Raw genomic sequence first — 26,740 nt, 5'->3', positions numbered from 1 at the left:
ACTACTTTGTCGTAAAGGTTACTAACGCTTTTTGAATGCTTAAAATACTATCGTCACCTTTAAATTCTTTCGTAATTGGATCCTCCATACTAGACACCCAAATTTTAAGTTCTGCATCTAAATCAAAATGCCCAGCCGTTTCGATGCTATATTGTGTAATACTTTTATAAGGAATAGAATGGTATTCTGTTTTTTTGCCAGTTACTCCTTGTTTATCTACTAAAATAAGACGACGATTTGTAAATACGATTAGATCACGAATTAATTTATAAGCATGCTCTACTTTTTCATCATCTAGCATAATCTTCTCTAAATCACGTTCTACACTTTCAGAACTCGTATTTGATGCATTTCCTAAAATACCGCTAAATAAACCCATATTAAATTCCTCCTTTAATATATGTGGAATGAATTACTTATATTGTAACATGTTACTCACAAAGATATTATGACATTACTTTAGTAGTTTCTGGTTATTGTTGTAATTAGTTTATATAACCTCATCTTAAAATCTTATGCTAATATGAAATTAAGAAAAAAGAAGCAGAGGGATATAACATGAAGAATATTGGTTTAGTATTAGAGGGCGGAGGAATGAAAGGTTTATATACTGCAGGTGTACTCGAATATTTCATGGAAAAGAACTTATTCTTTCCGTATGTAGTCGGCGTATCAGCTGGAGCCTGTATGGGAGCAACCTATTTGTCACGTCAAAAAGGTAGAAATAAGAAAGTAAATACAGAGCTAGTATCAGATTACAGGTATATATCTTATCGAAACTTAATTCGAAAACGTGAATTATTCGGAATGGATTTTTTATTTGATGAAGTACCTAATAAAATTGTACCATTTGATTTTCAAACTTTCTTAAAATGTAATGAACAGTTTGTCATAGGGACGACTGATTGCGAATCAGGACAAGCCATTTATTATAATAAAGCAGAACATGGAAATGATATTTTAAAAATCATTCGCGCCTCAAGCTCTGTACCGTTTATAGCACCTGCTGTAGAATATAATAATCGAAAATTATTAGATGGAGGGATTATAGACCCTATACCAGTTTTGAAAGCCCAAAAGGATGGTTATGAAAAGAACGTTGTCATTATGACAAAGCCAGAAGGATATGAGAAGCAGCGAAATAAATTTTCAGGCCTGGCTAAAATTTTATATAGAAAATATCCGAAAATCGCAGAGAATTTAGTAGACCATTATCGTTTTTATAATGAGACGATATCTTATATGAATCGAGAAGAACAAAAAGATAATTTTTATGTAATTCAACCAAGTGTACAGCTTCCTATAAGCGGAATAGAAAGAAATAAGGAAAAGCTCGTTAATCTATATAATCTTGGGTATATCGATGCTCAATATCATTATGAAAACTTATTAAATTGGATAGATAAATAAAGGGGTGGAAAGTTGAAGTTAGGAAAACGAATTATTTTTAAGGAATTGCAGAAAATGCATAGTCCACTTCATAAACCGTTTCCTTATCGTGCTACAGCAAAATTGCAGCGAAACTTAAAAAGTAAATTTACCGAAGATGACTGTATAAACGCTGATTTTAATCATTATTGAATGCATACAGCAGCTACTTTAAATTCTATACTAAATGGAAACGAACAGAACATTACGTTTCAACAAATAAAGTGGTTAAGAAAATCGTTTTTTGAGTGGTTTCCGCAATATCGTTTTCTAGAAACAGAAATTGTGAATTATCCCATTTTGTATAGAGATTTCATAAGTTATGAGAAGACCAGGAAGCTATTACTTTATTACTTTATTACCTTATTGAATAAAAGCGAAAACGTACAGGTTACATTACTTGTACGTTTTTTTGTTCATAAAACATTCAATATTAACAACTAGTTTATATAGGAATTCTAATGAGAAGAAAGAAGTAAAGATAATAGAATGATACAGGGGAGGAGAGAGGAATAGCTGTTTTACTTTAAGTTATTGTCCAACTCGAATACAGTTAGTTATTTATGTTAAAATATTTCGAGTGAAATCAAGCTTTTAAGGATTTCATTAAACATTAAACAAAACAAGTTAGCAACGTAGAAGGGATAACATTAACATGAAAAACGTATCAAATATAGATAAAGTAGAATCAATAAAATCTTTACAGTCAACAATTAGTAAACTTGAAAATGCCTTATCACAGATGACTCAAAAAGGATCAAATACTACTTTAGTGAAAAAAAGACTCAAAGCAGCTAGTATCGGCTTAGCTATGTTAGAAAGTGTTTGGAAGCAAGAAACTCATCATTATACTCAGGAAGATTTAGCAGAAGCTCGTAATGTTCTAATTGGTTTGCTTCCATCAATTGAAAAGATTTACGTTAAGTCAAAGCTTGGGAGTCCTCAAAGAACGCTTTTAGAAAGAAGAATAAAATCATTAGAACTTTCTATTCAGGCAATTGATTATTTTTCTAATAAATAACTTCGCTAAACAAATAACTTACGACTACTTTTATATAGGGATTCTAATGAAAAAAACTACATATAGAATACTACAAAGGAGGAAGAGAGGTGACTACAATAATCAGTCCTAAGTTAGAGAAGCTTAAAAATCAATTAAAGAATGGAAACGAAAAAGCTCTTTATACTTTTTTGCATGAAATAAAGTCAAATCACACACCACTAATAGAACAATGCCCTGCAGATAATCAGTATAAGCTTATAACGTATATATGGTTAGGGGATCAAAACACTGAAAACGTTTATGTATTCGGTAGTTTTCCTGGTTGGGATTTGTCTGTAAATCAATTACAACGATTGTTACAGACAGATATTTGGTATGTTACGTTTAGAACAAATAAGAGTTTTATTTCAACTTATTATTTTACAGTAAATGATTTTTTCGAAAATAATTGGATAAAGCGTAGTGAACAGTATCGATTAGACCCATTTAATAAAAATACATTTGGAGAAGGTACCAATAAAGCGTCTGTGTTAAAAATAAGTATGGACATGCAGTATAGCAGTCGTTTCCCTTCAAATCATTATCCATCTGGGAGAATTGAAACATATTCTTTTCATAGTTCGATTTTAAATAACACACGTAAAATTCATATTTATACGCCTCATGATTATTCTCACACTCCACATCTTCAAGAACTTCTCATTGTATTTGATGGGAATTCATTCAGAGCCTTTCAATTGAAAAAACACTTAATTATTTAATTTACGAAAAAGAAATCCCATCTTGCATTGCTGTTGCTATAGATCCTGTCGATCGATTAGAAGAGCTAACTTATAACGATAAAATGAATGCATTTTTAACGAAGGAATTACTTCCGTGGATTCAAGCTAAGTATCACGTTTATCAAGAAAAGAATCATACAACAATTGCTGGTTTCAGTCTTGGTGGCTTAGCAGCTTTTTATGCAGCACTTCAAAATCCACATATTTTCGGAAATGTGTTGTCAATGTCTGGATCCGTACATTGGAAAAAGGATAATTATGAAAATACAATTCCTTGGATTGAAAATCAAATTTCATCAATAAATTCTAATGCGACTCATCTACATTCTTACATAGCAGTAGGCGAACTCGAAAACGAACCTCTTTTAACGGCTAATAGACGGCTATATAAAGCTTTAGAAGCAAAGAAATACCAAACCACTTACGAAGAGTTTCAAGGTGGACATGATAGCGTATGGTGGCGAGAAAAGCTATTCTATGGATTAAGGGCATTAGAATTTACAAAAACGACATTAGAAAATAAAAAGGAGAGAGAATCTATGAATCAAGAAGAACTAGATAAAAAACTAAAAAAACAAGAGATTTTAGTAAAAGATGAGAAAGTTTGGTCTTATACGTATGAGGATCATATTAGTTCTATCGTTAAACAAGCAGAACAGAAAGGAGCTTTTGATCATTTACCTGGTAAAGGGAAACCTCTTAATCTTGATAAAGATCTTTCGTACAATCCTGAAAAGCAACTTTATAGAACTTTAGCAAATAATCACGTTTTACCTAGGTGGATTGAGCTTTCAAAAGAAATTGATGATTTAAAAGAAAAGCTAAAAGAAAATACAAATACTGCAGAAGCAGCGGATTTAATTCGAACTATTAATAAAAAGGTATTAGAACATAATCTACTTTGTCCACCAAGCGCGCAAAAAATGAGGGTGAAAATGGATTTTTAACGATTTTCAATTAAGCTATCGCTTACTATATAATTAAGTTAGGCATTTTCAATTCATTACTAAAAGGAGGCAAATATAGTGAAGAATACGTATCAACTTCAAATTCCGAAAGAACTAGAACAGTATCGTAGTATTTTAGAAGAAAGTGTGAAACCGTATGTTAAAGTGTCTGGAACATTAGCAGAGACAACGCTTTTTGAAAGTAAGTTTGGTGGATATCCGTATTTACCTATAGATCAAGAGCATCCTAAAGACTCAAACGGACAACCTATGATGCTACTTGCGCAGTTAAACCTTGAAGAAATACCAAACATTGAACATATGCCTCAACATGGAATGTTACAGTTTTTCATAAGTGCTGAAGAAGATCTTTTTGGAGCAGATTTTGATCATCCCACAACCCAAAAAGACTTTCGAATTGTTTATCATTCTACAATCACAGCGGATTTAACTAAGGTGATTACTGATTTTAGTTATTTAAACACTTTAGATTTAGAGAATTTTATCATACCCAAAGCAGCAAAACTAAAGTTTGAGTTGGCATATCAACCAGTAACACCAAGAGATTATCGATTTGAAATGATTTTTAATGATAACATTGATTGGGAAGAAATTGTTGATGAAGAAAATAATACAGAATTAGGCGAACTGTATGATGATTTATGTAAGGATCAAGGACATAAAATTGGTGGTTATCCATTTTTCACACAGACAGATCCAAGGGAATGGGAAGAAAAATACCAGCAACATGACATATTATTGATGCAAATCGATACAGACGATTCATTAAATATTATGTGGGGTGATTCTGGGGTTGCTAATTTCTTTATACGTAAGGAAGATTTGTTAAATCTAGATTTTTCCAATGTCATTTACAATTGGGATTGTTACTAGAAGATATAAATAAAATAATAGCAAACAAAAAATCTTCCTGAAGGTGAGGAGGATTTTTTTATGTTAAAAATAAGCGTTATGTTAACTAGAATAAAAAACAATGAGTGTAATGAAAGTCAAGTCTAAATGGCTTAGTGACAGGGTAGCTGCTCTAGTCCGCAGGACTTTTCCCATTAAAAGTAAATAGGGAGATTCATACTATGATGTAACTGTACTTTCTGTGGCATTCTCTTTTTTTAATTGCCTCTTTGCTCTGATTAATGTACTTTTTGAAATACCCATTTTTTCTTCCACTTCTTTGTAGGAATGATTATGTAAAAGAAATAAGGCATGTTCTATTTGTTTCTTATTATATTTCTTTGGCCGCCCTTCTTTAAAATTAGGATTTAGCTTTGCGATTGCTTTTCCTTCTTGCGTACGTTCTACAATCATATCTCTTTCGAATTCAGCAAATGCGCTCATTACATTGAATACAAGCCTACCTGTTGGTGTATCTTCAACTAATCCCATATTGAGTATATGAACCTTTACACCTTTTTCAAATAGCGTTCTAATTATATGTATCGCATCAACGGTTGAACGTGCAAAACGATCTAGTTTTGTCACAACAAGCATATCCCCTGTTTTTAATATAGATAATAATTCCTGAAACTTTGGACGATCTGTTTTTGTTCCAGTAAACTTTTCAGAATAAATTTCTTCACAGCCTTCATTTTGCAATGTTTGAATTTGGGACCCCAGGTCCTGGTGTAATGTACTTACGCGTGCATAGCCATATTTCATAAAAATCGCTCCTATTTCCCCGTAACTTTAGACCTTAAGTTATGACACCTGTCTACATACTGATATTACAGCACTTCAAAAACAGAGTCAAAACTTAAAAGTTATGACTCTGTTTGTACAAGAATGATAACTTTTAAGCTACTTGTAATTTAATTGGTATTCTTTGATTCATATTTAATTTAAAAATTCCATATGGATTCACATGATGATAAAATAACGGGGTTAAACCTCGGAAATCTTCTATTGTCATTTTTTTCAACCAATATTGTTGGTTATCGTATAGAATTTCTTGTACCATTAAGGTATTCATATAGACCAAACAATTTTGAAGTAGCTGTAGTGATAAGGCCGATACTTCTTGATCCTCTAGTGAATTGGAGCGTAATTCACTATTTTTCCCATAGAAAATATAAGTAGTTACTGAATTCCATTGCTCTACAGTATTTAGTCCTTCTTGAATTTCTCTACGAATATCTTCGGAGTGTAAATATTCACATAAAAAAATGGTTTTCATTGCTTTTCCAAGTTCACATAATGCTAAATATGTTGGATGTTTTGTATCCCTTGTGAATCGTTTTAAAATAGATTCAGCAGAAGCTGTTCCCAGTCTTAGGGCAGTCGCAAACTTAACAATTTCTTCATATTGTTGTTGAATAAGATCCCAGTTAATCGGTCTACTTAAAACAGGATGTAACTGAGGGTATTCTTCGTTCATCCCAGCTTCAGGACGATACAATTTTTGAGAACCAATATTCTTGAAACGTGGCATAAGTTTGAAGCCTAACAGATGACAAAAGGCAAATGCAATCACACTTTGCCCATGCGTATCTACATAGTTTCGATCAATTTCCATATCTGTGCAGTGGCGCAATACACCTTCCATCATTGCAGCTACTTCAGAAGATAAACAAGATTTAATTTGAGAATACACACATGCAGAATTTCGATCTGTGTGCCAATAAATCATAATTCCATGTTTTCTATAACGAGGATGCCATTCTGTTAGTAGGTTTTGATCCCAAGCGCCATAATGTTTAGAATCCGAGGCACAAGCAGTGGTAGCTTCTCCCCATACATTTTTCTCTCGATGATTCATAATTTGATTGATTACTTCTGCATTCGCTTTTCTTAAATGATCTTTATGTATAAATTTCTGACGCATATATCGAAGCTCTCGATAATTATCAATGGGGTTTCCAGCAGCTACTGCTTTTAACCCAGTGTTTGTTCCTAATCCAAATAAACAAAGAAGTAAACGACGTTGAATCGTTTCTGAATCTAATATTTCTCGGTTAGCTGTAGTTTTAAAATGTTTGGTGAATCCTGTATGAAAGTCTGTTTCTTTTAATAAATCTAATAAATTAATATCATTCCATCTATTTTTAACTTCTTGTTTAATAGTTGGTACAAGTGGAGGCTCCAGTTGTTTATCAAGGGGAGTAACTTGGATCCATCCTTTATTACTTTTGGTAGTAATCACTATTTTTTTATTGCTTTGACTCTCTAATCCTTGATGAAGCATTTGTAGTTTTTCTTTCATTAACTGCTTTATATTTTCAATAAAAGGCTTCACATCAAGTGGTATCTTTAATGCTTCAAAATATTCTTCCTTATTTTCTTCAAAATCTTGTGGAAGATCTTCATCCGGGTTACGATATCGATTTGCTCCTTCAATCCAAATTTCTTTACACCGAAGCTGCGTACGAAGAGATTGAATGACTGCAATTTCATAGTTAATTCGATTGACTCTTTCAACTCCCTGACTATCCGCTTCGATAATGATATTTTTCCATTTAGGTTGAATGACACCCTCAATTGGAACAGTATCTTCAATTGCAAAATAACGTTGGCCACTTTCTTTATATTCTCGGATAAGTTGAATAGCTTCAATTACAGGTTGATGTAATTGGTTATTAGACCGGAAGGTAAGATTCATCAAAATATCAATAAATGTCCGTCGATAGTGTCCGCCATAAGAAGCATGCATCCTAGTATAAATTTTTTCTTTATATTCACGATCATTTTTTGTCATCTCTTTTATTATATCTTGAATTGTGTTAGCGCTAACAATTGGAAATAGGGTATCTTGAATAATCCCTTCGGGATGTTCTACAGTTGCTTTTAATAAGCTTATAATATGTTTATTTTTTCCTTTTACCCGTTCCAATTCTGTAATGGCTTCTTTCCGAGTTGTATTTTTAGCTCTATTTTTGATTTTAAGTGTAATTTCATCTAATAAATCTGCTAAAGAATCAATGACTTTCCCATATTGGTGTGAAAAAAGGATAGCTAATAATGTATAACGAATGTGGGACGGATGCGCACGTAATTCTGTTACAGTTTCTGTTGCTGCGCGGAAACGATATTTCTTTTCTAACTTTGGAGGTAAATGCTGAAATAGTCTAGGAGGAATTTCTAATCGTTGGATGGCTAACAGTTTTTTTAATTCTGTTTCCATAGTATTTACACTCGGTTTACATGCAGACGATAAAAGATATCGAAAAGATAACTGATTTGAATTTGTTTTTTCATACATGATGTCTACAATTTCTAAATCCTCATTTGATTGCACAGCTAACAATGCATCTAATCGACAACAAGTTTCAGCGGATAAATGTTCGGAAATTGTATAATATAAATCTTTCTCATACGTATCAATAGCGGAATGAATCATTCGTTTTAAACTACCTTTAGAAGGTGGTTCTACTTTCCATTTGCGAAATAAATGATAAGCTTGATCAGATAAATCTTCCATATCATGTGTAAGTTGTACTTGTTCTTTTAGCCATTGTATCAATTGGAGATTATCTTTTGAAGTGATCTCTCTGAAACCAAAGAGATCACGAATGATTTTTCGATGATCTGTATAACTTCTTTCTTTTCCGCCCCATTTATAATGTTCAAAAAAATCTTCAGGTAAAGCATCTATTTGATGTGCTAAATGTTGCACAATATCTTTCGAGATATCTTGTTTTTCGCTTGGAAAACGAGCTTCCTGTTGAAAATATTTTAGTAAGACAGCAAATCCCAGACGATTGGCGTTTGTTTTTTTACTCAATACTAAATGACGTTCATTTGGTAACAGCATGTAGTTCTCTAATAATTCTTCTTCAGTCCAACTTTTTTTCAATATTTCCCCTCATCTCATTACGTTTATTTAATAAATAGTATAATTGAGAGAGAGCATAACCTTCAAGAACACCCTGTTTTACTATTAATGGAAAAAGTCCTGCGGACTAGAGCAGCTACCCTGTCACTAAGCCTAAATGACAGAAATAACAACAAATAATGTAAAGTTGTAAAACATGTGCAAATAGCAATTAATTCATTAAGTAAAACATAAAATAAAATTACTAATTTATATTTTGTATAGAAATAATTTTTCTGTATAAAAATTTCTTGCCAATCAAAAATGTTTTTAATTCGTTAAATCTTAAGCGATTATTGATTAAGATTTGCTGTGATGAATTTATAACAAATAAAAACGATAAAAACTGAAGAAATTTGTTTAGATAAGATTTAATGTAAATCTCACCAAAAATCTCCGTTTCGTCTCATTAAGTATAGTTTACTTGGGTTTTGATACCTGGTATTGCTTTGTTTCTATAACTGCCTATAATATATATTATGTCTACTAGAAAAAAGTAATAAACTTATTATAGGTTAGTTTCATTTGGTATACTTCCCTTTTCTTTATTTATTAGTGAATAGTTCGTTGATGCAGGATTAGCGTAAATAATCATTAATAAAACATAATAAAAAGCAACTTGTTTAATTATTAAATTTAAACAAGTTGCTTTGAATTTGACTAAACTATATTTATAATTTGTTTGCTTTAGCAATTACTTTGATTTCAATTAATAATTCATCGTGAATTTTAATTTTATAATTGAACTTGTTTGTGAATTATTCGATTATCATTACAATTATTCTTTTTCTTGAAAAATATTGTATTTACGCTTTAAATGTAAACCTTTATCTTTATAAATCCACCGTGAAAATTTATTAACATTATTTTTACCACTTAGGTAAATACGATATTGTTTTTCTTTGTCAACAAAACTTAATTGGAATTTATTATTCTCAAGGATATCTTTAAAAGAATTCATAAAATTATATGATCCGCCAACAAAACTAACAAAGTATTTGTGAGAGTTAACATGACCATCCCCATCAAAATACCCACGAACAAAATGATGCAAATATTCTTCTGGTACAAAAGGAAATTCGATGTTAAATGATTTACATGGCATAATTCCGTGTATGTTCATAAGGTCGTCTTTTATTGTTTTGCTATTAATGTTTAGCATATATACGCCTGTTTTTTTATTTCGATATAGTGGCTGGTTGGTGTTTAGTTCTTGTTTTATATCTTCTAAAATATAACTTTCTTTTTGTGATATACTGACACATTGATTTTCTTTCGGTATAGCACCGTCTGCTGCTATAAACCCTAAAATATAAGCCATATTGTTTGACCACGTTTTAAAATAATCTTCTGTTATGTCATACTTTCTCTTCCAACTCCCTATAGCACGTCTTGGTACGTTATTGTCTGATAAAACCATACGAATATACCTTGCAGACACATTAGCAAGCATGGCGATTTCTGAGGTGCTCTTCCCTTCAGTATACAAATGCATGATTTCAGATTTTGATAGTTTACATTTTGATTTCTTTTTTCGCTCTATGTGCACTTACATCCTCTCCTTCCTTTCTTTTATTAGAGACATATTTTCTTCTATAACATACAACGAAACGTATGTTCTTTGTTGCGTATAAGAAGGAATTTACTAAATAAAAACAATTTACATGTACTTAATATTTGTTTTAGCTGCCACTGTGCAATTTGTACTTTATAGATACAAATAATGAATTTGACGAATTTATGAAATACAAGGCAATTTAGATGAAAGGTAAAATAATATAGTTTAAACTACAAATAGCTACAATAACAACATACATAAATTGTTAATCGTAAAAAGGAGAACGAATGAATAAGAAATATACAAATCAAATTCATACTGATATGAGTTTTAAACCGAAAGATATTATAAGTTTAATGACGGATTACTTTAAAATAAAATCAAAGCTGCGTCCTATAAAGGATTTGCCTATCGTTTTATCAAATAAAGATAATGAATCGTTAGAGAGTGTTACATGGTTTGGCCATTCTGCTTCTCTTTTGAAAATAGAAGGTAAAAAACTATTATTAGACCCTGTGTTTGGAGATGCCTCTTCCCCATTTCCTTTGTTTAATAGTAAACGCTATAGTGGTACTTTTTCTTTAGAACGTGATGACCTTCAAGAAATTGATGCGATTATCATTTCTCATAATCACTATGATCATTTGAATTACAAAAGTATTATGCAGTTAAAAGATCGCGCAAAGCACTTTTATGTTCCAACTGGAGTTGCACAATATCTTATTAAATGGGGTGTTTCGCCTAGTAAAATTAGTGAACATAATTGGTGGGACGAAATTACGTTTGATAATATTAAGTTAGTATGTGCGCCTGCAAGGCATTTCTCGGGACGTGGTATGACAGATAGAGATCGTTCATTATGGTGTTCATGGCTTATTCTTGGTCAAGAGACTAAAATTTTCTTTAGTGGTGATAGCGGTTATGCCCCTCACTTTAAGGAAATTGGTGATAAATACGGTCCATTCGATCTTACATTAATGGAATGCGGGCAATATGATCCGAGGTGGTCTGCTATTCATATGTTGCCTGAAGAAACGGTACAAGCTCATATTGATGTTAAAGGAGAATTACTTCTTCCGATTCATTGGGGTGCCTTTACGTTAGCATTACACGAATGGAGTGACCCGATAGAACGTATTACGAAAGAAGCTAACCGTTTAGGAGTTAAAATTACAACGCCTCAAATTGGTGAATCTATTACGTTAAAATCTACAAATTATCCTTCATCCGCTTGGTGGAAGGAAATTTAATTTTAAAATATAAAAAGAGCGAATCCTCTTATAAAGAATTCGCTCTTTTTTCTGTATTTAAACTTATTTCACAATATTGGATTTCCCACTATCTAAAACTCTATTTGCTGGTACACTGGACATTTCAATCACTGTATTCATACTTTTATCAGTTAGTTCAATGAGTTCGTTTTCATGTTTTATTTTATTTAAATCCCACACCATCCCATGAAATTCATTATACTGACCACTTACTTTTATAATGCTTTTTGTTTTATTTGAAGGCTGTATTTGAAGATTTGTAAATTGATTCCCACTAATTTCATTTGGCGTAGTTACTTGACTATCCATATAAATCATATTCACACAGTCTTCTAAAGAAAAGTTCATAAAACGATTGGCATTTATCCAAGCTTGTCCGGTGCTCGGTTTTTTTGCTACTAATTTTAGTCCGGTTTCCATTCCTACAATTTTAATGTTTTCGAAGTTAACAAACGAAATTTCATTTTCTTTTCCAGCAGAGTATAAAGAAATTCCGGTACCTTTATTCGTTTCCGTCCAATTGATAATATTTATATCTTTTATTTGTGTTTTGTTCCAAGTGTTATAATATTTATTTTTACCGTCTAAATAAATAACTTCAGAGCTAAATTTAGGATCGTCAATAGCTATATACGCTCCTTCAATGGATGCGTTGTTCTCCAGTTCTAGAACTCTAAAGTTTCCCTCAACTACAAATTGGGATCCATAACCAAATAATAATTTCACACCTTTTTTAACAATGATTGGTGACGTAATTTTATACTTCTTATCATCAAGTAATACCGTTTTAATTTTACTAGATTCTGCTTTATTAATAGCAGATTGTATTTTTATTGAATCATTTTCCCCTTTAAAGTTTTCTACATACAAGTTAGTACTTTTAGCTGCATAGTCTTTTTTATTGTATTGATAAAAAGCAAAAGTAATTAAAACTATACCAATGAGTAAAACAATTATTTTCTTCATCATACTCACCCCATATCGATTAATCTATGGCTTTTATATTGAGGTTATTATTATTTTGCTTTGTATTTCAGATTACCATTGCTGCTTTGTCTATGATTGAATTATATTATGTAGGATTTAGTAAACTGTTTGCTTTACTAATACATCATTCTTATAATGTATTGATTTATGATTTCATAAAACAAAAGTCTGCTTGTACATAATGTAATTCCTTCCTCTATCCCTAATAAGCTCTTACTGGTGATATAAGATGTACTGCTGCAAATTGTTCTCCTGCTTCAATCAATATCGGTCTCATAGAACCGCCAAAGCTTAAAGTAATCGTTTCTTCTTTTATTGCTCTTAAAGCATCAACCATAAAACGCCCATCGAAAGATATATTTAATTGTTTTTCACCTTGAATCGCATCTATTTGTTGCGTTTCGGATATTTGCCCAATTTGAGAAGCGTTTGAAGAAATTTTAATTGTAGATTCGTTTATGATTTCTAAGTTAACATTGTTATTGGCCCATTCACTTGCTAATAAACTTGATCGGTCTACACCTTGTAATATCTTTTTTCTATCTACGTTAATAATCGTTTTAAAATCATTTGGAATAAGGTTAGAAATATTAGGATATTTCCCTTCAATTAGTCTTGAATATAATGTAGTTGTTCCGAGCGTAAATATAATATGACTCTCTGAAAGGTAGATATATACGAATTTCGAATTGCTGTTCATTAATTTTAGAAGTTCATTAATGGTTGCGCTTGGTACAATACAATTTGCTTTTACATCTGAGGAAAGTCGCGTTTCACGTATCGCTAGTCTATGTGAGTCAGTTGCAGCACAAATAAACTTATTATTAGATAACTCTATATGCACCCCAGTAAGAACAGGTCTAGATTCATTTTTTGCTACCGCAAAGACTGTTTGTTTAAATACTTCAATCAATTGCTCTGTTTCTACTTTGATTTCTGCATGATTGTCTATAAGCGGTACATTCGGAAACTCATCTGCAGGAAATCCATTTAAACTTAATGTGATTTCTTCTGATTGTATCTTAATAATTTGCTCATTCTTACTTTTTATTGCTATATCACTTGGCATTTTCTTTATTATTTCAATAAAATACTTTGCAGGTACAACAATAGTTCCTGCCTTTAAAATAGTTGCAATCTTTTCGTCTTCAATTAAAACAGGAATGAATTTTTCAATAAAAATATTCGAGTTACTTGCAATTAAAGTAATTCCAGATTGATCTGCAGTTATTTTTATACCAGATAATATAGGAATTAAAGATTTTGTTGATATTGCTTTGTTGACTTCTGAAAGTGCTTGAGTGAATTGTTTGTGATTAACGATAAACTCCATTTTTTCCCCGCCTTACATGAGATAATATTTTTATGAAGATTGATGAACGATTGTTCCGTTAAAAAAGTACGGTACTGTTTCTTTCCTTTGTAATAAATCTAGTAAATGTTCTGGTATGCGTAAATATGGAGCTGCTATATGTAATTCCATCCAAGTAATTTCTTCGATTTCTTTTGGTCTTGATATATATGTCTCCCCGCCAATTATTTCGCCTAGAAAATTAAAGAAAATTGCATGATGATCTCTTTCCTCGAAAAAGGCTTCGCTGATAGAACAAATCCCTTTTACGTTTATATGTAACCCTGTTTCTTCTTTTACTTCTCGAATTACTGCTTCTTCCAATGTTTCTCCTAATTTAACTGCGCCACCTGGTAATGTATAATAAGAACCATTTTCCCCTTTGTTTTTTACCATTAAAATCTTTTCATTAGTTTTATCGTACAAAATCGCGTATGTAACATTAACTTTTTTCATATGTACCTCCTCTATTTTAAATAAAAGGAATTTTCTGTCTTCTATTCATTCTACCATTAACTCCTTTTAATATATATAAGTTAGTTAAGTCTTGCCTTTACCACTATTGGTGGAGTTAATAAGAATAGGCTACTGATATAAAAAAAGAACGTACCTTAGGAAGATTATCCAAAGTACGTTCTTGCAGTTTTAGAATAAAGTATCTAAATTAATTAACCTACACCCTTTTTCAATTGCAAATTCTTCAATAAGTTTTATTAACTTGGTTCCATAACCTTCGTGTCTATATTCTTCAGAAACCCACAGGAAATCAACATGTACGTGGTGCCAAAATGTAATTGCAGTTATTCCACCTACAATTTTTCCCTTTTCATTTCTCACTATAAAACTAATTTTTTCTGAAGGCTTTTTCTCTTCATCTGAAATATGTTTTTGGTTATATTCAATTACTTTTTCTCTTATGTAATCACTATCTTCTTGGACCCATTGTTTTACTATTTTCATTTTAATTATCACGCTCCTTTTAAAGTATCTATTCAATTTAATAATCGTAATATCCTGTCTAACTTAATAGTCGTAGTGCACTGTTTCATTTCACTAAAATTTTAAAAAACCGTACTACATTTTATCTGTAGTATGGCTTTTTACCGCGTTTGATTCTTTTTAATTCAAGTTTCAACATATTAGTACAATAATTCAATTGTATCACTGCGAAAAAGAATGAACATTCCTAAACCAATTAGAACAATTGGAACAATAATATGACAATTGTTCTCAAGTACTTTAACTAGAATAGGAGTTCTTATCAATTTGTAGCTAATAAAACACCATATCGCTATCATGGAAAAAAGATTATTAATGTAACGATATTTGCTTCCAAGGATTGACTAGCGAACATTGGTATATAAATTGAGATATTGTCAGCTCCATTAGCCAATGTAATCGTAGCTACTTTAAATAATGACTCAGAAGTGTTATCAATGACTTCATTACTTTTGTTAGAACGAATCGAGGCTTCTCAAATCATTTCATTTTAAATTAAATAACTCTATTCTCTCTATACTAAAAAGAGCCCTATATTAGGACTCTTTTTAGTATTACGCCACTTTCCGATGTAAATGTTTTAGTTCCTTTTTCTTCTCTGCATTTGGTGGACGGATTAATATTGAAATAATGAAGGAAATAACACTTAAAACACCGATTATAATGAAAGTTGGTTGAAATCCCCCGAGTATCGCTCCAATAAATGATCCTGCAAGCGCACCAAATCCAAAACCTTGGTAGACAATCCCGTAATTTGTACTATGGTTTTTTAATCCAAAGAAATCTCCGACAATAGCTGGGAATATAGTTATATTACCGCCGAAGCAAAAGGCGACACTTGCTACACAAGCAAAATAGATTCCGTAATTTAGCGGAATAAAACTTAAAGTAAAGACTGACAAACCTATAATAATAAACGTTGCAGAGACAATTTTCATTCGGCCGATTTTATCTGATAACGTCCCAAGAATGATTCTACCTACTGTATTAAAGATCGCAATCATAGCAACGGCGTTTGCAGCGGTTGCTGCGCTAAGTCCAACGAGTTGTACACCGATATCTTTTACCATACTGATTAAATACAAACCACCCATACACGAGGTGAATAACATAAAAAATAGCAGATATACTTGTTTCGTTCGCATCATTTCACGCGGAGTATAGTCATTGTGTAATGTTTCAGTTACAGCATTACTTACAATTGCCTCACGTAAGAAGAACGATCCGATTAACACTAAAAGTAACACGATAATACCCCAATATAAGAATGCTTGTGATACACCAAGGTTATCGATAAGATTTCCGTTTATATATCTAAAGATTAAGCTGCCCATTCCATACGCTGATACAGATATACCTGAAATAAGCCCTTTCCGATTTGGAAACCATTTAATTAAATTAGATAGTGATGTAATATAAGCTGTTCCATCCGCATAACCAACAACGACACCAGCTAATAAATATAATAGTGGTAAGGAAGAAACTTGTGAACTAAGTATTAAGCCGAGTCCTAAAACAATTCCTGCAGTAGCAATAAGTTTCCGAAGTCCTAATTTTTTCTGTAACTTTGCTGCAAATAAAGTTGAGAATGATAAAGAAAAACTTGTTATAGAGAAAGTTATCGCTACTGCATTAAGATTCCATCCAAACTTACTTACAAGGGGTTGATTAAATAAACTCCATGTATAAATTGTTCCAAGTCCAATTTGAACAATGATTGTACCTAGAACAATTAGTAACGGATTTATAGAAGTTTGTTTCATACTAACTGTCCCCTTCTTTTATCTTGACATGAATTTTCACAGTTAGTATATCCATCATAAATTGCAAGATACTGTACGGAAAATGGTAATTAAGTTCATATACACAAAAAGACACTTCATAAAGAAGTGCCTTTTGCAGGTTATATCAGATGTTTCTAAAGAAAGCTTTGTTAAGATAAGCCATTTTCAAATGCTTATGTATATATGTTATCAAATAATTTCTTATATGTGATGAGACTTAAGACGTATTTTTCATTCATCATATAGTCGGATGAAAAATTAATATTCGATTTCATCAAAATCCTTCGGCTGCGGTACAGTTTGCATATTAGCTGCATCTTTAGGATCGCTATAAATCGCATTTTGCTCTGTATTTACATCTTTTATATTTTGTTTTTTATTTTTGTTCACTTTATCTTTCACTTTCAATCACTCCTTTTTGTTATAGGAGTAATTATGCCCTATTACCGTTACTAAATGTATCAGCGACTAAATTACTAAATTCACGTAGATAATATAAGTAATTATCACCGCCGTAGTTATATCTTTTGTTATACATTTTTGCAACAACTACATTATATTCAGGTATTACTAAAATGGTCGGTCCAGTAATCCCTAATATTTGATACGACCCTTTTGGAACACGTTCACCAAGTTCGCTTAATTGCGCAGGCTCATTTTGGATGAACCAAAACAATCCATTTTGTGGTAGCTCTTTGTTTATATATGTTGGACTCTGCAAACTCGTAGCGATTTTTATAACTTCTTTTGGAACAATTTGTTTACCATCTATCCCACCTTGATTTAAATGAAGATTGCCCCACTGCGCAAATTCTCTAGCTGAGACAAACAAATTTTTTTCAGTACCGTCATCTACCGTACCAATTTCACTAATTGCGTCTTCATTTGGATTATTAACAACGTCAACTAAATTTTCATCTCGCTGAACTCTCCAACCTGTTTCTTGAAAATTAGCAGGCTTAAACACACGCTCCTTTAACAATTCAGGAAAACTTTTGTTATATAGCTGATAAATAAGACGTGTCATCATTCTTACATTAATATCTCTATACGCCCATGATTGTCCCGGTGCAAATTCACGAAAAATTGTCCTGTCATTCGTTTCTTCTAATCCGTGCGAATGTGTTACTAAATGTCTTATCGTCGTTTTACTAAGCAATGCAGGATCAAAGTCTTTAAAATATTTTATCGCTTCATCATCAATAGAGTTTATTTTCCCCTCATAAAGCGCATACGCTATCATTAATCCTAAATAACTTTTTCTAGCAGAAGCAACGTTAAATTGTGAAGATGCTGTTACTCTCTTGGTTGTAGATGTATTTGAGTGATAACCACTATAATGCTCTAGTACGATTTTATTATCTTTTATAATACAAAGTGCTGTAGCAGAACTATGATTTTTTTCTTTTATATCCTCTACCCAAGAAATCAACTTATCATATGTATACAAATAAATCCCCCTTAATACACATCAAAATTACAGCATGAAAGAAAAGTGCAAAATAGTTTTTACACCTTTCTTTCATATAAAATAACTTGAATTTTCTATACTTAAATAATCCACCAGTTCCAGCAATTAAAGCAACTGAAACATCCTGCGCATCCTATGCATCCGCCGCAACGACCTGCACAACCACCACATCTACCGCCACATCCACCGCAACGTCCACCACAACCGCCACATCCGCCGCAACGACGTGCATCGTCTTGAATGTAATAGTATGGATATTGACTTTGTTGTTGATCCCAATACACAACATTGCCAGTTTGATAATCATTAAGGTTTAATGATTGTAGTTCTTGTTGAAACTGATTCATTATGAAACCCTCCATTTATAAATGTAAATTCCGTCCAAATATTAAAGTTAATAAATTCTTTTAAACAAAGTAGAAACAAGACTATAGACTAAATGCGTACATCAACAAAATATGAACTTACACTAGGTGATGTACCTTGTTTTTCAGCCTATTTTCTTTATATTCATTCGATGGACGTATTTACTATAAATAAAGTGATTTAAAAATTACTAATCCAACAATTTAGTAGTTCATCACTTAACTTTCTTTCTAGTAATTCCTTCACTAAAGGCATTGGCATGATTTCATAATGATTTAAGGCTTCTTTATTATAATCTATCCAGTGAAATGCTAAATGAGACTCGCTAGATTTCGGTGTTAAGTCCGTATGTAAATCTTGTGACTCTACTTCAAAAATGTGGTTAATTTCATGATGAAGCACTTCTTTATCTTGCCATTGATTTTCTATGACGCCTAAAAATTGTTGTATACTACAGTTTACTCCAAGTTCTTCTCTTAACTCTCTTTTTAATGCATTCTCTGCTGATTCTCCAATTTCAACATGGCCACCAGGTAAAAAATAATGATGGCCGATATATTCAGCAACTAATAATTTTTCATCTTTTATCATGACTGCTCGTACAATATGATGAAATTTACTTTTCAATTGATATTCCTCCTAGTTATTTAATGTATAGTTTCTCAAAATAGTCATTTAGTATTGGTATAATATAAATCATAGGTGTTTCATATGGATGAATATCATTAATAACTTCAAGAGCATCTTTTACAAGTTCTCGTTTACACTTTATTTCAACTTTACATTCTTGTCCTTCGCATATTTGACCAATTTCTCCATTAAAAGGAGATGCCTCTTCTAAAGGTCTCCAATATCCTTTCACTGAACTATAGGAAAGACAATGGTCATATTCGCCCGTTTTACATGCTCCAATTTTATTTAATTCATCCCTTAATGTTTCAATATATTCTTCAGGAATGAACACTTCAATTTTCACTTCAGTAAATTGCATATTTCATTTCACACCTTTACTTCTTAATAGTTAAACAAATAAACGGTATACTTGCTCACCATCATACTCCTGTCCTAATGATATGAAACCATATCGTTCATATAATTTCTTTGCAGAGATATTATCTTTATGTACGGTTAATCTTATTTCTTTACACGATTTAAAAGTATTTTTTATTATATCAATACTTTCTTGTAATGCTGCTTTTCCATAACCATTACCTTGTTGCGATTGATCAATAATAAATCCGTTAATCCAATACATATCCGATGTCTCTATTACAACAGCATGCATAACAAAACCAACCATAAGGTCACCATCGTATATAGCAAATGGTATGTACTCTACATTGTCACCATCTGGTTTTATATATACTTTAGCAAGCGAAACTGCTACAGCGGGGACAAATTTTCTTTGATCTTCTTTAACTTGTAACTTTAATGCATCTTCCCAATTGTCTCTCGTAACAACCTTTAACTGGACATTCAATATTGTAAGCTCCCTTATATAGAGGATGTATGTTTATATTCAACGTAGTGAAATAATTCCCTTTTTCGACAACAACTTATAACATAATTTTCATAAAATCTTGAATGAATTTTTGTTCATCTATTTCTAGTGCTATATGGGCTCCATCAGATATAGAGCTAGGGCGAAAATCAGCAAATGTTTGTCCTTTCGTATCTCCGTATGTATCTACATTTACTGTACGATGCACAAATTCAAAAAAACTTGGATTTACTAATCCACTTATTGCAACCACATCATGTAGCAAAGGCCCTTCCATAGATGGATTAAGTTTTTGGTATGCGGATAGATAGTAATCATACATTGGTTTCATTATCATATGAAATGGATTCTTTGTATTAGCTTGAATATAGTTAAATACATTTGGTGTTAACACAGCTTTGTTTGTTACATTTAAAGGGAATATGAATAAATTCTTTGCTTGATGGAAAACAATTTTACTTGCTATCGGATCTCCATACACGTTTGCCTCTGCTAATGGCGTAACGTTTCCTACTTCTAAAAAAACACCACCCATGAAATAGATTCCTTTTACATTTAGCATTAAATCATTCCATAAATTAAAAGCAATTGCTAACGAGGTAGATCTTCCTACATCAACAATCGTTAAATCTTTTCCGTACTTTATAAGAATCGCAGCAATACTGCCGAAATTATATATTGGAATAGATAATATATTTTCTGGAACATGGATGGGCCCTAATCCTTCTGCTCCGTGAATTTCAGGATAGTACGTAGTGATTTCTTCTGTAAGTGGTTTTGTTGCACCACTAATGACAGGAATGTCTTGTCTATTTGCTAACTGTAAAATATACGCTGCATTATGTGCAGCATGTATATGCTCAACATTTCCGTATCCGGTTACAATACCGACAATTTCAATTTCGGGATGCAGTAAACCATACATAATGGCAAATGAGTCATCAATACCTGGGTCTCCGAAAAATAATACTTTTTCCAAGAAATACTCTCCCTTCATAAAAACATAGAGTCATCAATAACTATGTATATGAAAAAAGCAAGTATATCTATGCGAATTTTAGAATGGATAATGTTTTACAAAACATTAAAAAGGAACTAGCGAATGCTAATTCCTTTCTTCAGTAACCATTCTCAAATTTAATTAATTATCGTATCCTTCATAAATTGCATCATTTATTAGATTTTGTGTTTTTTTATCATCAGGTACAGGCTTCCACCAATTTCCTGTAATAAATAACATAGTTAATAAATTATAACTATCACTAAAATAGCTTTCTCTCTTATTCTTCATCCAATCCCAACCACTATTTACCCACTTTTGATTATTGCTACTCGTTATACTTGCAGCAATAAACGGTGAAACAAATACAGCAGTTGGATAACTACCAATATTGGATCCATTTAATTGATAACCATCCACAATTTTAGAAGGATTTCCATTCGTTTTATTTTGAATCCATGAAGAGACTTTATCAGAAATGACTTTACTTCGCTTCTCGCCGTACATCGCATAGTCCATTACAATTCTTAAAGGTACTCGACTAGCATTATAATAATATGCATTTGTATATTCTGACTCATCTAAGAAGTCTTTAGGTGCGGGTTGTGGTGGGTTTTTTACAACGAAATCTGAAATAAGTCCTGTATTTGGAGAGTACTTATTACTAAATTGCGTATAAACATCGTACAAATTATTAATAACAGTAAGCCAAGTTTTATCACCTGTAAATTCATAAAATGCTCTAAGGTGTGACATCATCCAATCAGATGGTCTCGTATCAAGTGAACTTTTAGAATCCCAATCTCCTAAATTTAGTCGGTTATTATTTGTAACATTACTAGCTTTAATACCTTTTGTAATCATGTCTTGTGCTTCTTTCAAATAATTAACTGTTCCATTAGATCCCCACTGCTTATGAGCAAGAAGAAGAGAATACGCAATATCTAAATCTCCATCAGTAGCAGAATCAAAATGACCTTGTGCTTTTTTACTATCTGCGACAACCCATCCCATTAAATTAGGATTTTGAGAGCTTTTAAAAGTTCTTGCTGTTTTAAATAATCCGTCATATATTTTTTGAGCATTCGAATCATAACCAGCCATTAATACTGTAATTATCATCCCATACCCTTGACCTTCTGAAGTTCCAAGTGGCTTAAACCCATCCGCATCACCTGTAATCTCTCCTTTTACGCAATAACCACCAGGTAAAGAAGATAAATCATTTTTCAAATATTTCTTTTTCCAATTATCGTAGTAACTTCTTACAGAAGCATTTAAACTTTCCTGTGTAACATGATTCGGTTTTATAACACCTGCATAATTAACTTGCTGGGGAAATGGTTTCATTTCCTTTGCAGCAGCTACTTGTTGATTAACTACGGGAATAGAATTTTGTATTGAATTGTCCGTTACACTTGCTGCGAAACTAGAATTAGAAAAACTAGCTAGTCCGATTCCTACAATAGAAATACATGTAAAAATATTTCTTTTTCCATTCATTATGTTGTCAGCTCCTTTTAAAATGCTTACTACATAAAATGTAACATACAATATTTAACTGAAATACAAAATATTATATTTATCAACATAAGAAAGAAACTATATAAAAAAGTATCATAAAATTATTATTGAATTACATTATACGGATTGATTATTTGCTAAATTCCTATGTTTTTCTTTTCTTAATACCGGTATATGAGCAATCACAATTCCAAGTATAGTAATTCCTCCGCCAATTATCGAAACTAAAGTTGGCACTTCTCCTAACCATATCCAAGCAATGAAACACGCAGTTATTGGCGTTAAATATAGAGAACTTGTTGCTTCAGAAGCACCAGCACGAAATATAATATAGGCCAATGCAATATACGGGAGTACTGTTGGAAAGACACCTAAATATATAACGCTCAAGTTAACTTCAAGAGGAGCTGCTAGTATTTCTTGATAAACTCCGGGTAAGAAAATAAGCATACATACAGTACTAGACAAAATTGTATATATGGTAAATGGTAAGAAGCCGTATTTTTTTAAGTAAGATGTTTGGAAAACGAAAAATAGACTTTCTGAAATCGCCGCTAATAATATAAATAATCCCCCGCTATTCAATTGAATAGCATCGCCCTGGCTAAATGAAATTAAGGCAATTCCTGCAAAACTCATGACACCACCGATCCAGCCATTTAATTTCATTTTTTCATTCAAAAAAACAGAAGCAAGAATTGCCGTTACTATTGGGGTGACTGAAATAATTAAACTTGCAGATCCAGCATTTACTGTTTTTTCGCCGTAATTTAATGCGATGTGATAAATAGTAAACCCTAAAGCACCAAATATAAAAATTGCTGGGATATCCTTTAAATCCGGTAGTCGTAGTTTGTATATAAATGAAAATAACAAAAGTATAAATGAGGCGATTAATAAGCGTAGTAAAGTAAGGTGTTCAGGCGTATAAGATTCAAGCCCCATACGAATTGCTGGAAAAGCAGTTCCCCATATAAGAATTGTAAAAGCGTGAGCACATATAATGCGTAAATCCCATTTTTTATTATGCATATTTTCTCTCCTTCCCTAAAAAAACAACCATTTTTAAATTACCAATTATTTCTTTTCATCATATTTAATAGTTGATACAATGTCTTCAACCAGTTATTTATCGGAAAAACCAACCACTTTGAATCTTTTAAATAAACGAAGGAGTTTTTTATATGACGACCGATAAAAAAGTGCCCAAATATCAGCAGATAATAGACTATATGAAAGAAAAAATTGAAAACGGAGAATGGCCAATTGGAAGTAAAATCCCTAGTCAGCGGCAGTTAGCAAAATTATTTCATGTAAATCGAAGTACTGTAATTACTGCGCTAGATGAACTTATAGCAGATGGTTTAATTCAAGGACAAATCGGAGCAGGAACAATTGTAATGAATAATACATGGTCATTATTAGCAACTAATCCTCCGCCCGATTGGAGTGAATATGTAAAAGCCGGTATTCATAAACCAAGTAAGTTAATGGTGCGAGAAATAAATGAAGCAGAAGCAAATAAAACGCTTATCCATCTTAGTAAAGGTGAACTTGCACCTCATCTTTTCCCGCTCGAAACTATGCAATCTATAATAAAAAACGTCAGTGAGGAATTAGATTATTTCGGATACGAAGAACAAAAAGGTATTTATCCGTTACGTGAAGCAATAAGCAAATATGTAAGATCATTTGGAATACATGCATCACCGGATTCTATATTAATAGTCTCTGGTGCACTCCAAGCATTACAATTAATATCGATTGGTCTTTTACATAGAAAATCAACTGTTTTACTTGAGCAACCTTCTTACTTATATTCACTTCATGTTTTTCAATCAGCAAATATAAATTTATCAGGTATATCAATGGATCATCACGGTATTTTACCTAACGACCTATTAAAACGAATTAAATATAGTCAAAAGAATAATATTTTATATTCAATCCCTTGTTTTCAAAATCCAACGGGGATATTGATGTCCAAAGAGCGAAGAAAAGAAATATTAAAAATATGTGAAAAAGAGCAATTGCCTATCATCGAGGATGATATTTACCGAGAGTTATGGCTTGATGAATCACCTCCAGCTCCTTTAAAGTCGATGGATAAACATGGACATGTATTATATATTGGTAGTCTCTCTAAAACACTTAGCCCAGGACTTAGAATTGGATGGATAATCGGACCAGAACCTGTTATTGATAGATTGTCAGATATAAAAATGCAAACAGACTATGGATCCAGCTCTTTATCTCAAAGAGTAGCTGCTAAATGGATAAATGAAGGTTTTTATGAAGCACATGTAGCAAACGTAAGAATGCACCTGAAAGAACGAAGACAAATAATGATACGAGCTTTAAATAAATATTGTGCAGATATTGCATCATGGGATATTCCTAGTGGTGGATTTTTTATATGGCTAAAGGTTGTACATAACATTCCGATGAAAAAACTATTTTCAGAGGCACTATCAAAAGGAATTCTTTTAAATCCGGGACGTATTTATGAAGAAGAATCAGATCAGTACATTCGTTTATCATATGGATATGCTACTCCAGAACAAATGACTAACGGAATTAAATCGCTCAGTGAATTAATTCGGAAGTTAACAGCATAAAAAAATCCTCTTTTGTTTTTGGAGGATTTTTTTATGTATCTTATTTACCACAATTTCATTTCCTGCCCTAATAAAATAAGTTCTTCATAAGGATCTCCGTCAATATTTAATACTTGAGCAAAAGCAGGTTCTGTTTTTAAACCTTGTTCCTTTAAGTGAATAACTTCTTCCCTTATATGGGGATGCTGCATTAATAACATGTGCTCCACTATCATATGTCTATATGCATTTTGATTACGCACTGGCTTAGGTTGAGCAAATAATTCAAATTCAAAACCTTCGAATTCAAAATTCACCTTTATCGATTCAGTACCTTTAATTTTTTCTTTTTTATGTTGAACCCTCCATAAGAACCATATAAAGATCTCATTTCCTGCTCAAAAACATCAAAATTATATACTTCCATTACAATATCTAAGTCAGATTGAGGAGTATCAATTCTTATAGGGATTGTCCCGCAAAGAACGGGATTATATAAAGCTAAATCCTCCATTATGTTTAGGCTATTCAAAACATCATATATTTTTTGTTGTTTCTCATTGCCAGATTGTAAATATGTAATAGATGTAAACATAGAAGTCTCTCCTTCATTTAACATAATAATCATCTCACTAAATATTTAAATCATTGGGTTTTGTTCTAGGAGTACCTTTATTTCAATATATTAAGCCGAACTAACTATATTTTTCAACTTTTCTCCTATACTGCAATACTATAAAAATAAAAAAGGAGGAATTATTATGAGCATTTTTAACATTCTTTTAACCATACACATCCTATTTGGAACAATATGCTTAATCACTGGTATTGTAGCGATGGTTGCCCAAAAGAAGAAAGGAAAACATACCGAATGGGGCGAAATATATCATGCATCCTATGTTGTCATTACCCTTACGGCAATAATATTATCCATTATCAACTGGGATAAAATCGCATATTTATTTTATGTAGCAATCTTCTCTTATTCATTTGCGATTTATGGATACCTTGCACGAAAAAAACGTTGGAAAAATTGGCTCCATCACCACATTAGAGGCATGTTAGGTTCTTATATTGGTGCAGTCACCGCGCTTTTAGTAAATGTCGGCATCCATATTCCCATTATAAATTTACTTCCGCCAATATGGTTTTGGTTTTTACCGACCTTAATTGGTATCCCCCTCGTAGCCAGTGTATCAAAAAAATATAAAAAGCGTAGTTGAAATTAATTACATTTTGATTACTTTCTGATTATTAGAATGAAAAATTATACTCTATGTATCACGAATGATATTATAAGTGTTCGCCCTATGAATATTTAAAATAAAGTGCCGCCCAACTGGACG

At 32.0% G+C, this 26,740-nt stretch carries 24 protein-coding genes and 4 pseudogenes; 8 read left to right on the top strand and 20 right to left on the bottom strand.

Annotation, left to right across the window (positions count from 1 at the left end; all coding sequences use genetic code 11):
- Position 1 precedes the first annotated feature (1 nt).
- Positions 2–379 carry a PH domain-containing protein gene (locus MHH55_RS07525; RefSeq protein ID WP_000522472.1) on the bottom strand — a complete coding sequence of 126 codons (378 nt, stop codon included), beginning with the start codon at positions 377–379 and terminating at the stop codon, positions 2–4.
- Between the two features lie 179 nt (positions 380–558).
- Here MHH55_RS07525 and MHH55_RS07520 point away from each other — a divergent pair, with 179 nt between their 5' ends.
- The 5 genes and pseudogenes from MHH55_RS07520 to MHH55_RS07500 all read left to right on the top strand — a co-directional run bounded on the left by MHH55_RS07520 (position 559) and on the right by MHH55_RS07500 (position 5,054).
- A complete protein-coding gene (locus MHH55_RS07520; protein ID WP_000789276.1) occupies positions 559–1,410 on the top strand; it encodes a patatin-like phospholipase family protein in 852 nt (283 codons plus the stop codon).
- Between the two features lie 12 nt (positions 1,411–1,422).
- Positions 1,423–1,782: pseudogene (locus tag MHH55_RS07515) on the top strand (YxiJ-like family protein); the annotation flags it as partial.
- A gap of 301 nt (positions 1,783–2,083) precedes the next feature.
- Positions 2,084–2,449: a hypothetical protein gene (locus MHH55_RS07510; RefSeq protein ID WP_000800305.1), complete on the top strand. Its 366-nt coding sequence runs from the start codon at positions 2,084–2,086 to the stop codon at positions 2,447–2,449.
- Between the two features lie 89 nt (positions 2,450–2,538).
- Positions 2,539–4,160 (top strand): annotated as a pseudogene (locus tag MHH55_RS07505) (DnaJ family domain-containing protein).
- Between the two features lie 78 nt (positions 4,161–4,238).
- Complete coding sequence (locus MHH55_RS07500) at positions 4,239–5,054, top strand: YwqG family protein (protein ID WP_000799806.1); 816 nt, start codon at positions 4,239–4,241, stop codon at positions 5,052–5,054.
- A gap of 198 nt (positions 5,055–5,252) precedes the next feature.
- On the opposite strand, the gene MHH55_RS07495 is transcribed toward MHH55_RS07500, so the two are convergent.
- The 3 genes from MHH55_RS07495 to MHH55_RS07485 all read right to left on the bottom strand — a co-directional run bounded on the left by MHH55_RS07495 (position 5,253) and on the right by MHH55_RS07485 (position 10,534).
- Positions 5,253–5,837 (bottom strand): recombinase family protein, encoded by a 585-nt coding sequence (locus MHH55_RS07495; protein ID WP_078187806.1) that lies wholly within the window; start codon positions 5,835–5,837, stop codon positions 5,253–5,255.
- 133 nt (positions 5,838–5,970) lie between these two features.
- Entirely contained in the window at positions 5,971–8,925 is a 2,955-nt protein-coding gene (locus tag MHH55_RS07490; RefSeq protein WP_445661833.1) for a Tn3 family transposase, read from the bottom strand.
- Between the two features lie 838 nt (positions 8,926–9,763).
- A complete protein-coding gene (locus tag MHH55_RS07485) occupies positions 9,764–10,534 on the bottom strand; it encodes an LAGLIDADG family homing endonuclease (RefSeq protein WP_000546825.1) in 771 nt (256 codons plus the stop codon).
- Between the two features lie 296 nt (positions 10,535–10,830).
- Between MHH55_RS07485 and MHH55_RS07480 the strand changes: the two genes are divergently transcribed.
- Positions 10,831–11,793 (top strand): MBL fold metallo-hydrolase, encoded by a 963-nt coding sequence (locus tag MHH55_RS07480; RefSeq protein ID WP_078187146.1) that lies wholly within the window; start codon positions 10,831–10,833, stop codon positions 11,791–11,793.
- Between the two features lie 63 nt (positions 11,794–11,856).
- On the opposite strand, the gene MHH55_RS07475 is transcribed toward MHH55_RS07480, so the two are convergent.
- The 15 genes and pseudogenes from MHH55_RS07475 to MHH55_RS07405 form a co-directional block, all read right to left on the bottom strand.
- A complete protein-coding gene (locus MHH55_RS07475; protein ID WP_130055546.1) occupies positions 11,857–12,780 on the bottom strand; it encodes a hypothetical protein in 924 nt (307 codons plus the stop codon).
- Between the two features lie 223 nt (positions 12,781–13,003).
- The gene (dnaN, locus tag MHH55_RS07470; RefSeq protein WP_078187145.1) at positions 13,004–14,134 is read right to left on the bottom strand and encodes a DNA polymerase III subunit beta; all 1,131 of its coding nucleotides are present in this window, start codon (positions 14,132–14,134) and stop codon (positions 13,004–13,006) included.
- Positions 14,135–14,164: 30 nt separating this feature from the next.
- Positions 14,165–14,608: an NUDIX hydrolase gene (locus MHH55_RS07465; RefSeq protein ID WP_048656831.1), complete on the bottom strand. Its 444-nt coding sequence runs from the start codon at positions 14,606–14,608 to the stop codon at positions 14,165–14,167.
- 189 nt (positions 14,609–14,797) lie between these two features.
- Positions 14,798–15,112, bottom strand: a complete 315-nt coding sequence (locus tag MHH55_RS07460; protein WP_075677086.1) for a GNAT family N-acetyltransferase — start codon at positions 15,110–15,112, stop codon at positions 14,798–14,800.
- A 179-nt stretch (positions 15,113–15,291) separates the two neighbouring features.
- Positions 15,292–15,620 (bottom strand): annotated as a pseudogene (locus tag MHH55_RS07455) (cadmium resistance transporter); the annotation flags it as partial.
- An 85-nt stretch (positions 15,621–15,705) separates the two neighbouring features.
- Entirely contained in the window at positions 15,706–16,914 is a 1,209-nt protein-coding gene (locus MHH55_RS07450; RefSeq protein WP_025687535.1) for an L-lactate MFS transporter, read from the bottom strand.
- A gap of 279 nt (positions 16,915–17,193) precedes the next feature.
- Complete coding sequence (locus MHH55_RS07445) at positions 17,194–17,337, bottom strand: hypothetical protein (RefSeq protein ID WP_000653680.1); 144 nt, start codon at positions 17,335–17,337, stop codon at positions 17,194–17,196.
- A gap of 31 nt (positions 17,338–17,368) precedes the next feature.
- On the bottom strand, positions 17,369–18,385 hold the full coding sequence (locus tag MHH55_RS07440; RefSeq protein WP_000288894.1) for a serine hydrolase domain-containing protein: 1,017 nt from the start codon (positions 18,383–18,385) through the stop codon (positions 17,369–17,371).
- Between the two features lie 101 nt (positions 18,386–18,486).
- Positions 18,487–18,753 carry a heterocycloanthracin/sonorensin family bacteriocin gene (locus tag MHH55_RS07435; protein ID WP_001071389.1) on the bottom strand — a complete coding sequence of 89 codons (267 nt, stop codon included), beginning with the start codon at positions 18,751–18,753 and terminating at the stop codon, positions 18,487–18,489.
- Between the two features lie 199 nt (positions 18,754–18,952).
- The gene (locus MHH55_RS07430; RefSeq protein WP_000836832.1) at positions 18,953–19,399 is read right to left on the bottom strand and encodes an NUDIX domain-containing protein; all 447 of its coding nucleotides are present in this window, start codon (positions 19,397–19,399) and stop codon (positions 18,953–18,955) included.
- A 16-nt stretch (positions 19,400–19,415) separates the two neighbouring features.
- The gene (gene cutA / locus MHH55_RS07425) at positions 19,416–19,763 is read right to left on the bottom strand and encodes a divalent cation tolerance protein CutA (RefSeq protein ID WP_001160791.1); all 348 of its coding nucleotides are present in this window, start codon (positions 19,761–19,763) and stop codon (positions 19,416–19,418) included.
- 30 nt (positions 19,764–19,793) lie between these two features.
- On the bottom strand, positions 19,794–20,252 hold the full coding sequence (locus MHH55_RS07420; RefSeq protein ID WP_001102670.1) for a GNAT family N-acetyltransferase: 459 nt from the start codon (positions 20,250–20,252) through the stop codon (positions 19,794–19,796).
- A gap of 76 nt (positions 20,253–20,328) precedes the next feature.
- Positions 20,329–21,252, bottom strand: a complete 924-nt coding sequence (locus tag MHH55_RS07415) for a nucleoside hydrolase (protein ID WP_078187144.1) — start codon at positions 21,250–21,252, stop codon at positions 20,329–20,331.
- Between the two features lie 162 nt (positions 21,253–21,414).
- Positions 21,415–22,776 (bottom strand): glycosyl hydrolase family 8, encoded by a 1,362-nt coding sequence (locus tag MHH55_RS07410; protein ID WP_078187143.1) that lies wholly within the window; start codon positions 22,774–22,776, stop codon positions 21,415–21,417.
- 138 nt (positions 22,777–22,914) lie between these two features.
- The gene (locus MHH55_RS07405) at positions 22,915–23,829 is read right to left on the bottom strand and encodes a DMT family transporter (protein WP_078187142.1); all 915 of its coding nucleotides are present in this window, start codon (positions 23,827–23,829) and stop codon (positions 22,915–22,917) included.
- A gap of 152 nt (positions 23,830–23,981) precedes the next feature.
- Between MHH55_RS07405 and norG the strand changes: the two genes are divergently transcribed.
- Positions 23,982–25,415 (top strand): efflux pump transcription regulator NorG, encoded by a 1,434-nt coding sequence (gene norG / locus MHH55_RS07400; protein ID WP_078187141.1) that lies wholly within the window; start codon positions 23,982–23,984, stop codon positions 25,413–25,415.
- A 44-nt stretch (positions 25,416–25,459) separates the two neighbouring features.
- On the opposite strand, the pseudogene MHH55_RS07395 reads toward norG, so the two are convergent.
- Positions 25,460–25,989 (bottom strand): annotated as a pseudogene (locus MHH55_RS07395) (DUF4269 domain-containing protein).
- A gap of 166 nt (positions 25,990–26,155) precedes the next feature.
- Here MHH55_RS07395 and MHH55_RS07390 point away from each other — a divergent pair.
- Positions 26,156–26,617 (top strand): DUF2306 domain-containing protein, encoded by a 462-nt coding sequence (locus MHH55_RS07390; protein ID WP_000021744.1) that lies wholly within the window; start codon positions 26,156–26,158, stop codon positions 26,615–26,617.
- The last annotated feature ends 123 nt before the right edge of the window (positions 26,618–26,740 follow it).

The sequence above is a fragment of the Bacillus sp. FSL K6-2944 genome, assembly GCF_038005385.1.
GTDB lineage: Bacteria > Bacillota > Bacilli > Bacillales > Bacillaceae_G > Bacillus_A > Bacillus_A cereus.
Note: the sequence above shows the minus strand (reverse complement) of the source record. Positions and strands in the feature narration are given on the sequence as shown.

Coding starts and splice junctions, on each gene's coding strand:
- MHH55_RS07525 (WP_000522472.1), bottom strand. CDS start 379: ATGGGTTTATTTAGCGGTATTTTAGGAAATGCATCAAATACGAGTTCT.
- MHH55_RS07520 (WP_000789276.1), top strand. CDS start 559: ATGAAGAATATTGGTTTAGTATTAGAGGGCGGAGGAATGAAAGGTTTA.
- MHH55_RS07490 (WP_445661833.1), bottom strand. CDS start 8,925: ATGCTGTTACCAAATGAACGTCATTTAGTATTGAGTAAAAAAACAAAC.
- cutA (WP_001160791.1), bottom strand. CDS start 19,763: ATGCAATTTACTGAAGTGAAAATTGAAGTGTTCATTCCTGAAGAATAT.
- MHH55_RS07465 (WP_048656831.1), bottom strand. CDS start 14,608: ATGAAAAAAGTTAATGTTACATACGCGATTTTGTACGATAAAACTAAT.
- MHH55_RS07450 (WP_025687535.1), bottom strand. CDS start 16,914: ATGAAACAAACTTCTATAAATCCGTTACTAATTGTTCTAGGTACAATC.
- norG (WP_078187141.1), top strand. CDS start 23,982: ATGACGACCGATAAAAAAGTGCCCAAATATCAGCAGATAATAGACTAT.
- MHH55_RS07405 (WP_078187142.1), bottom strand. CDS start 23,829: ATGCATAATAAAAAATGGGATTTACGCATTATATGTGCTCACGCTTTT.
- dnaN (WP_078187145.1), bottom strand. CDS start 14,134: ATGGAGTTTATCGTTAATCACAAACAATTCACTCAAGCACTTTCAGAA.
- MHH55_RS07390 (WP_000021744.1), top strand. CDS start 26,156: ATGAGCATTTTTAACATTCTTTTAACCATACACATCCTATTTGGAACA.
- MHH55_RS07410 (WP_078187143.1), bottom strand. CDS start 22,776: ATGAATGGAAAAAGAAATATTTTTACATGTATTTCTATTGTAGGAATC.
- MHH55_RS07435 (WP_001071389.1), bottom strand. CDS start 18,753: ATGAATCAGTTTCAACAAGAACTACAATCATTAAACCTTAATGATTAT.
- MHH55_RS07480 (WP_078187146.1), top strand. CDS start 10,831: ATGAATAAGAAATATACAAATCAAATTCATACTGATATGAGTTTTAAA.
- MHH55_RS07495 (WP_078187806.1), bottom strand. CDS start 5,837: ATGAAATATGGCTATGCACGCGTAAGTACATTACACCAGGACCTGGGG.
- MHH55_RS07475 (WP_130055546.1), bottom strand. CDS start 12,780: ATGAAGAAAATAATTGTTTTACTCATTGGTATAGTTTTAATTACTTTT.
- MHH55_RS07460 (WP_075677086.1), bottom strand. CDS start 15,112: ATGAAAATAGTAAAACAATGGGTCCAAGAAGATAGTGATTACATAAGA.
- MHH55_RS07510 (WP_000800305.1), top strand. CDS start 2,084: ATGAAAAACGTATCAAATATAGATAAAGTAGAATCAATAAAATCTTTA.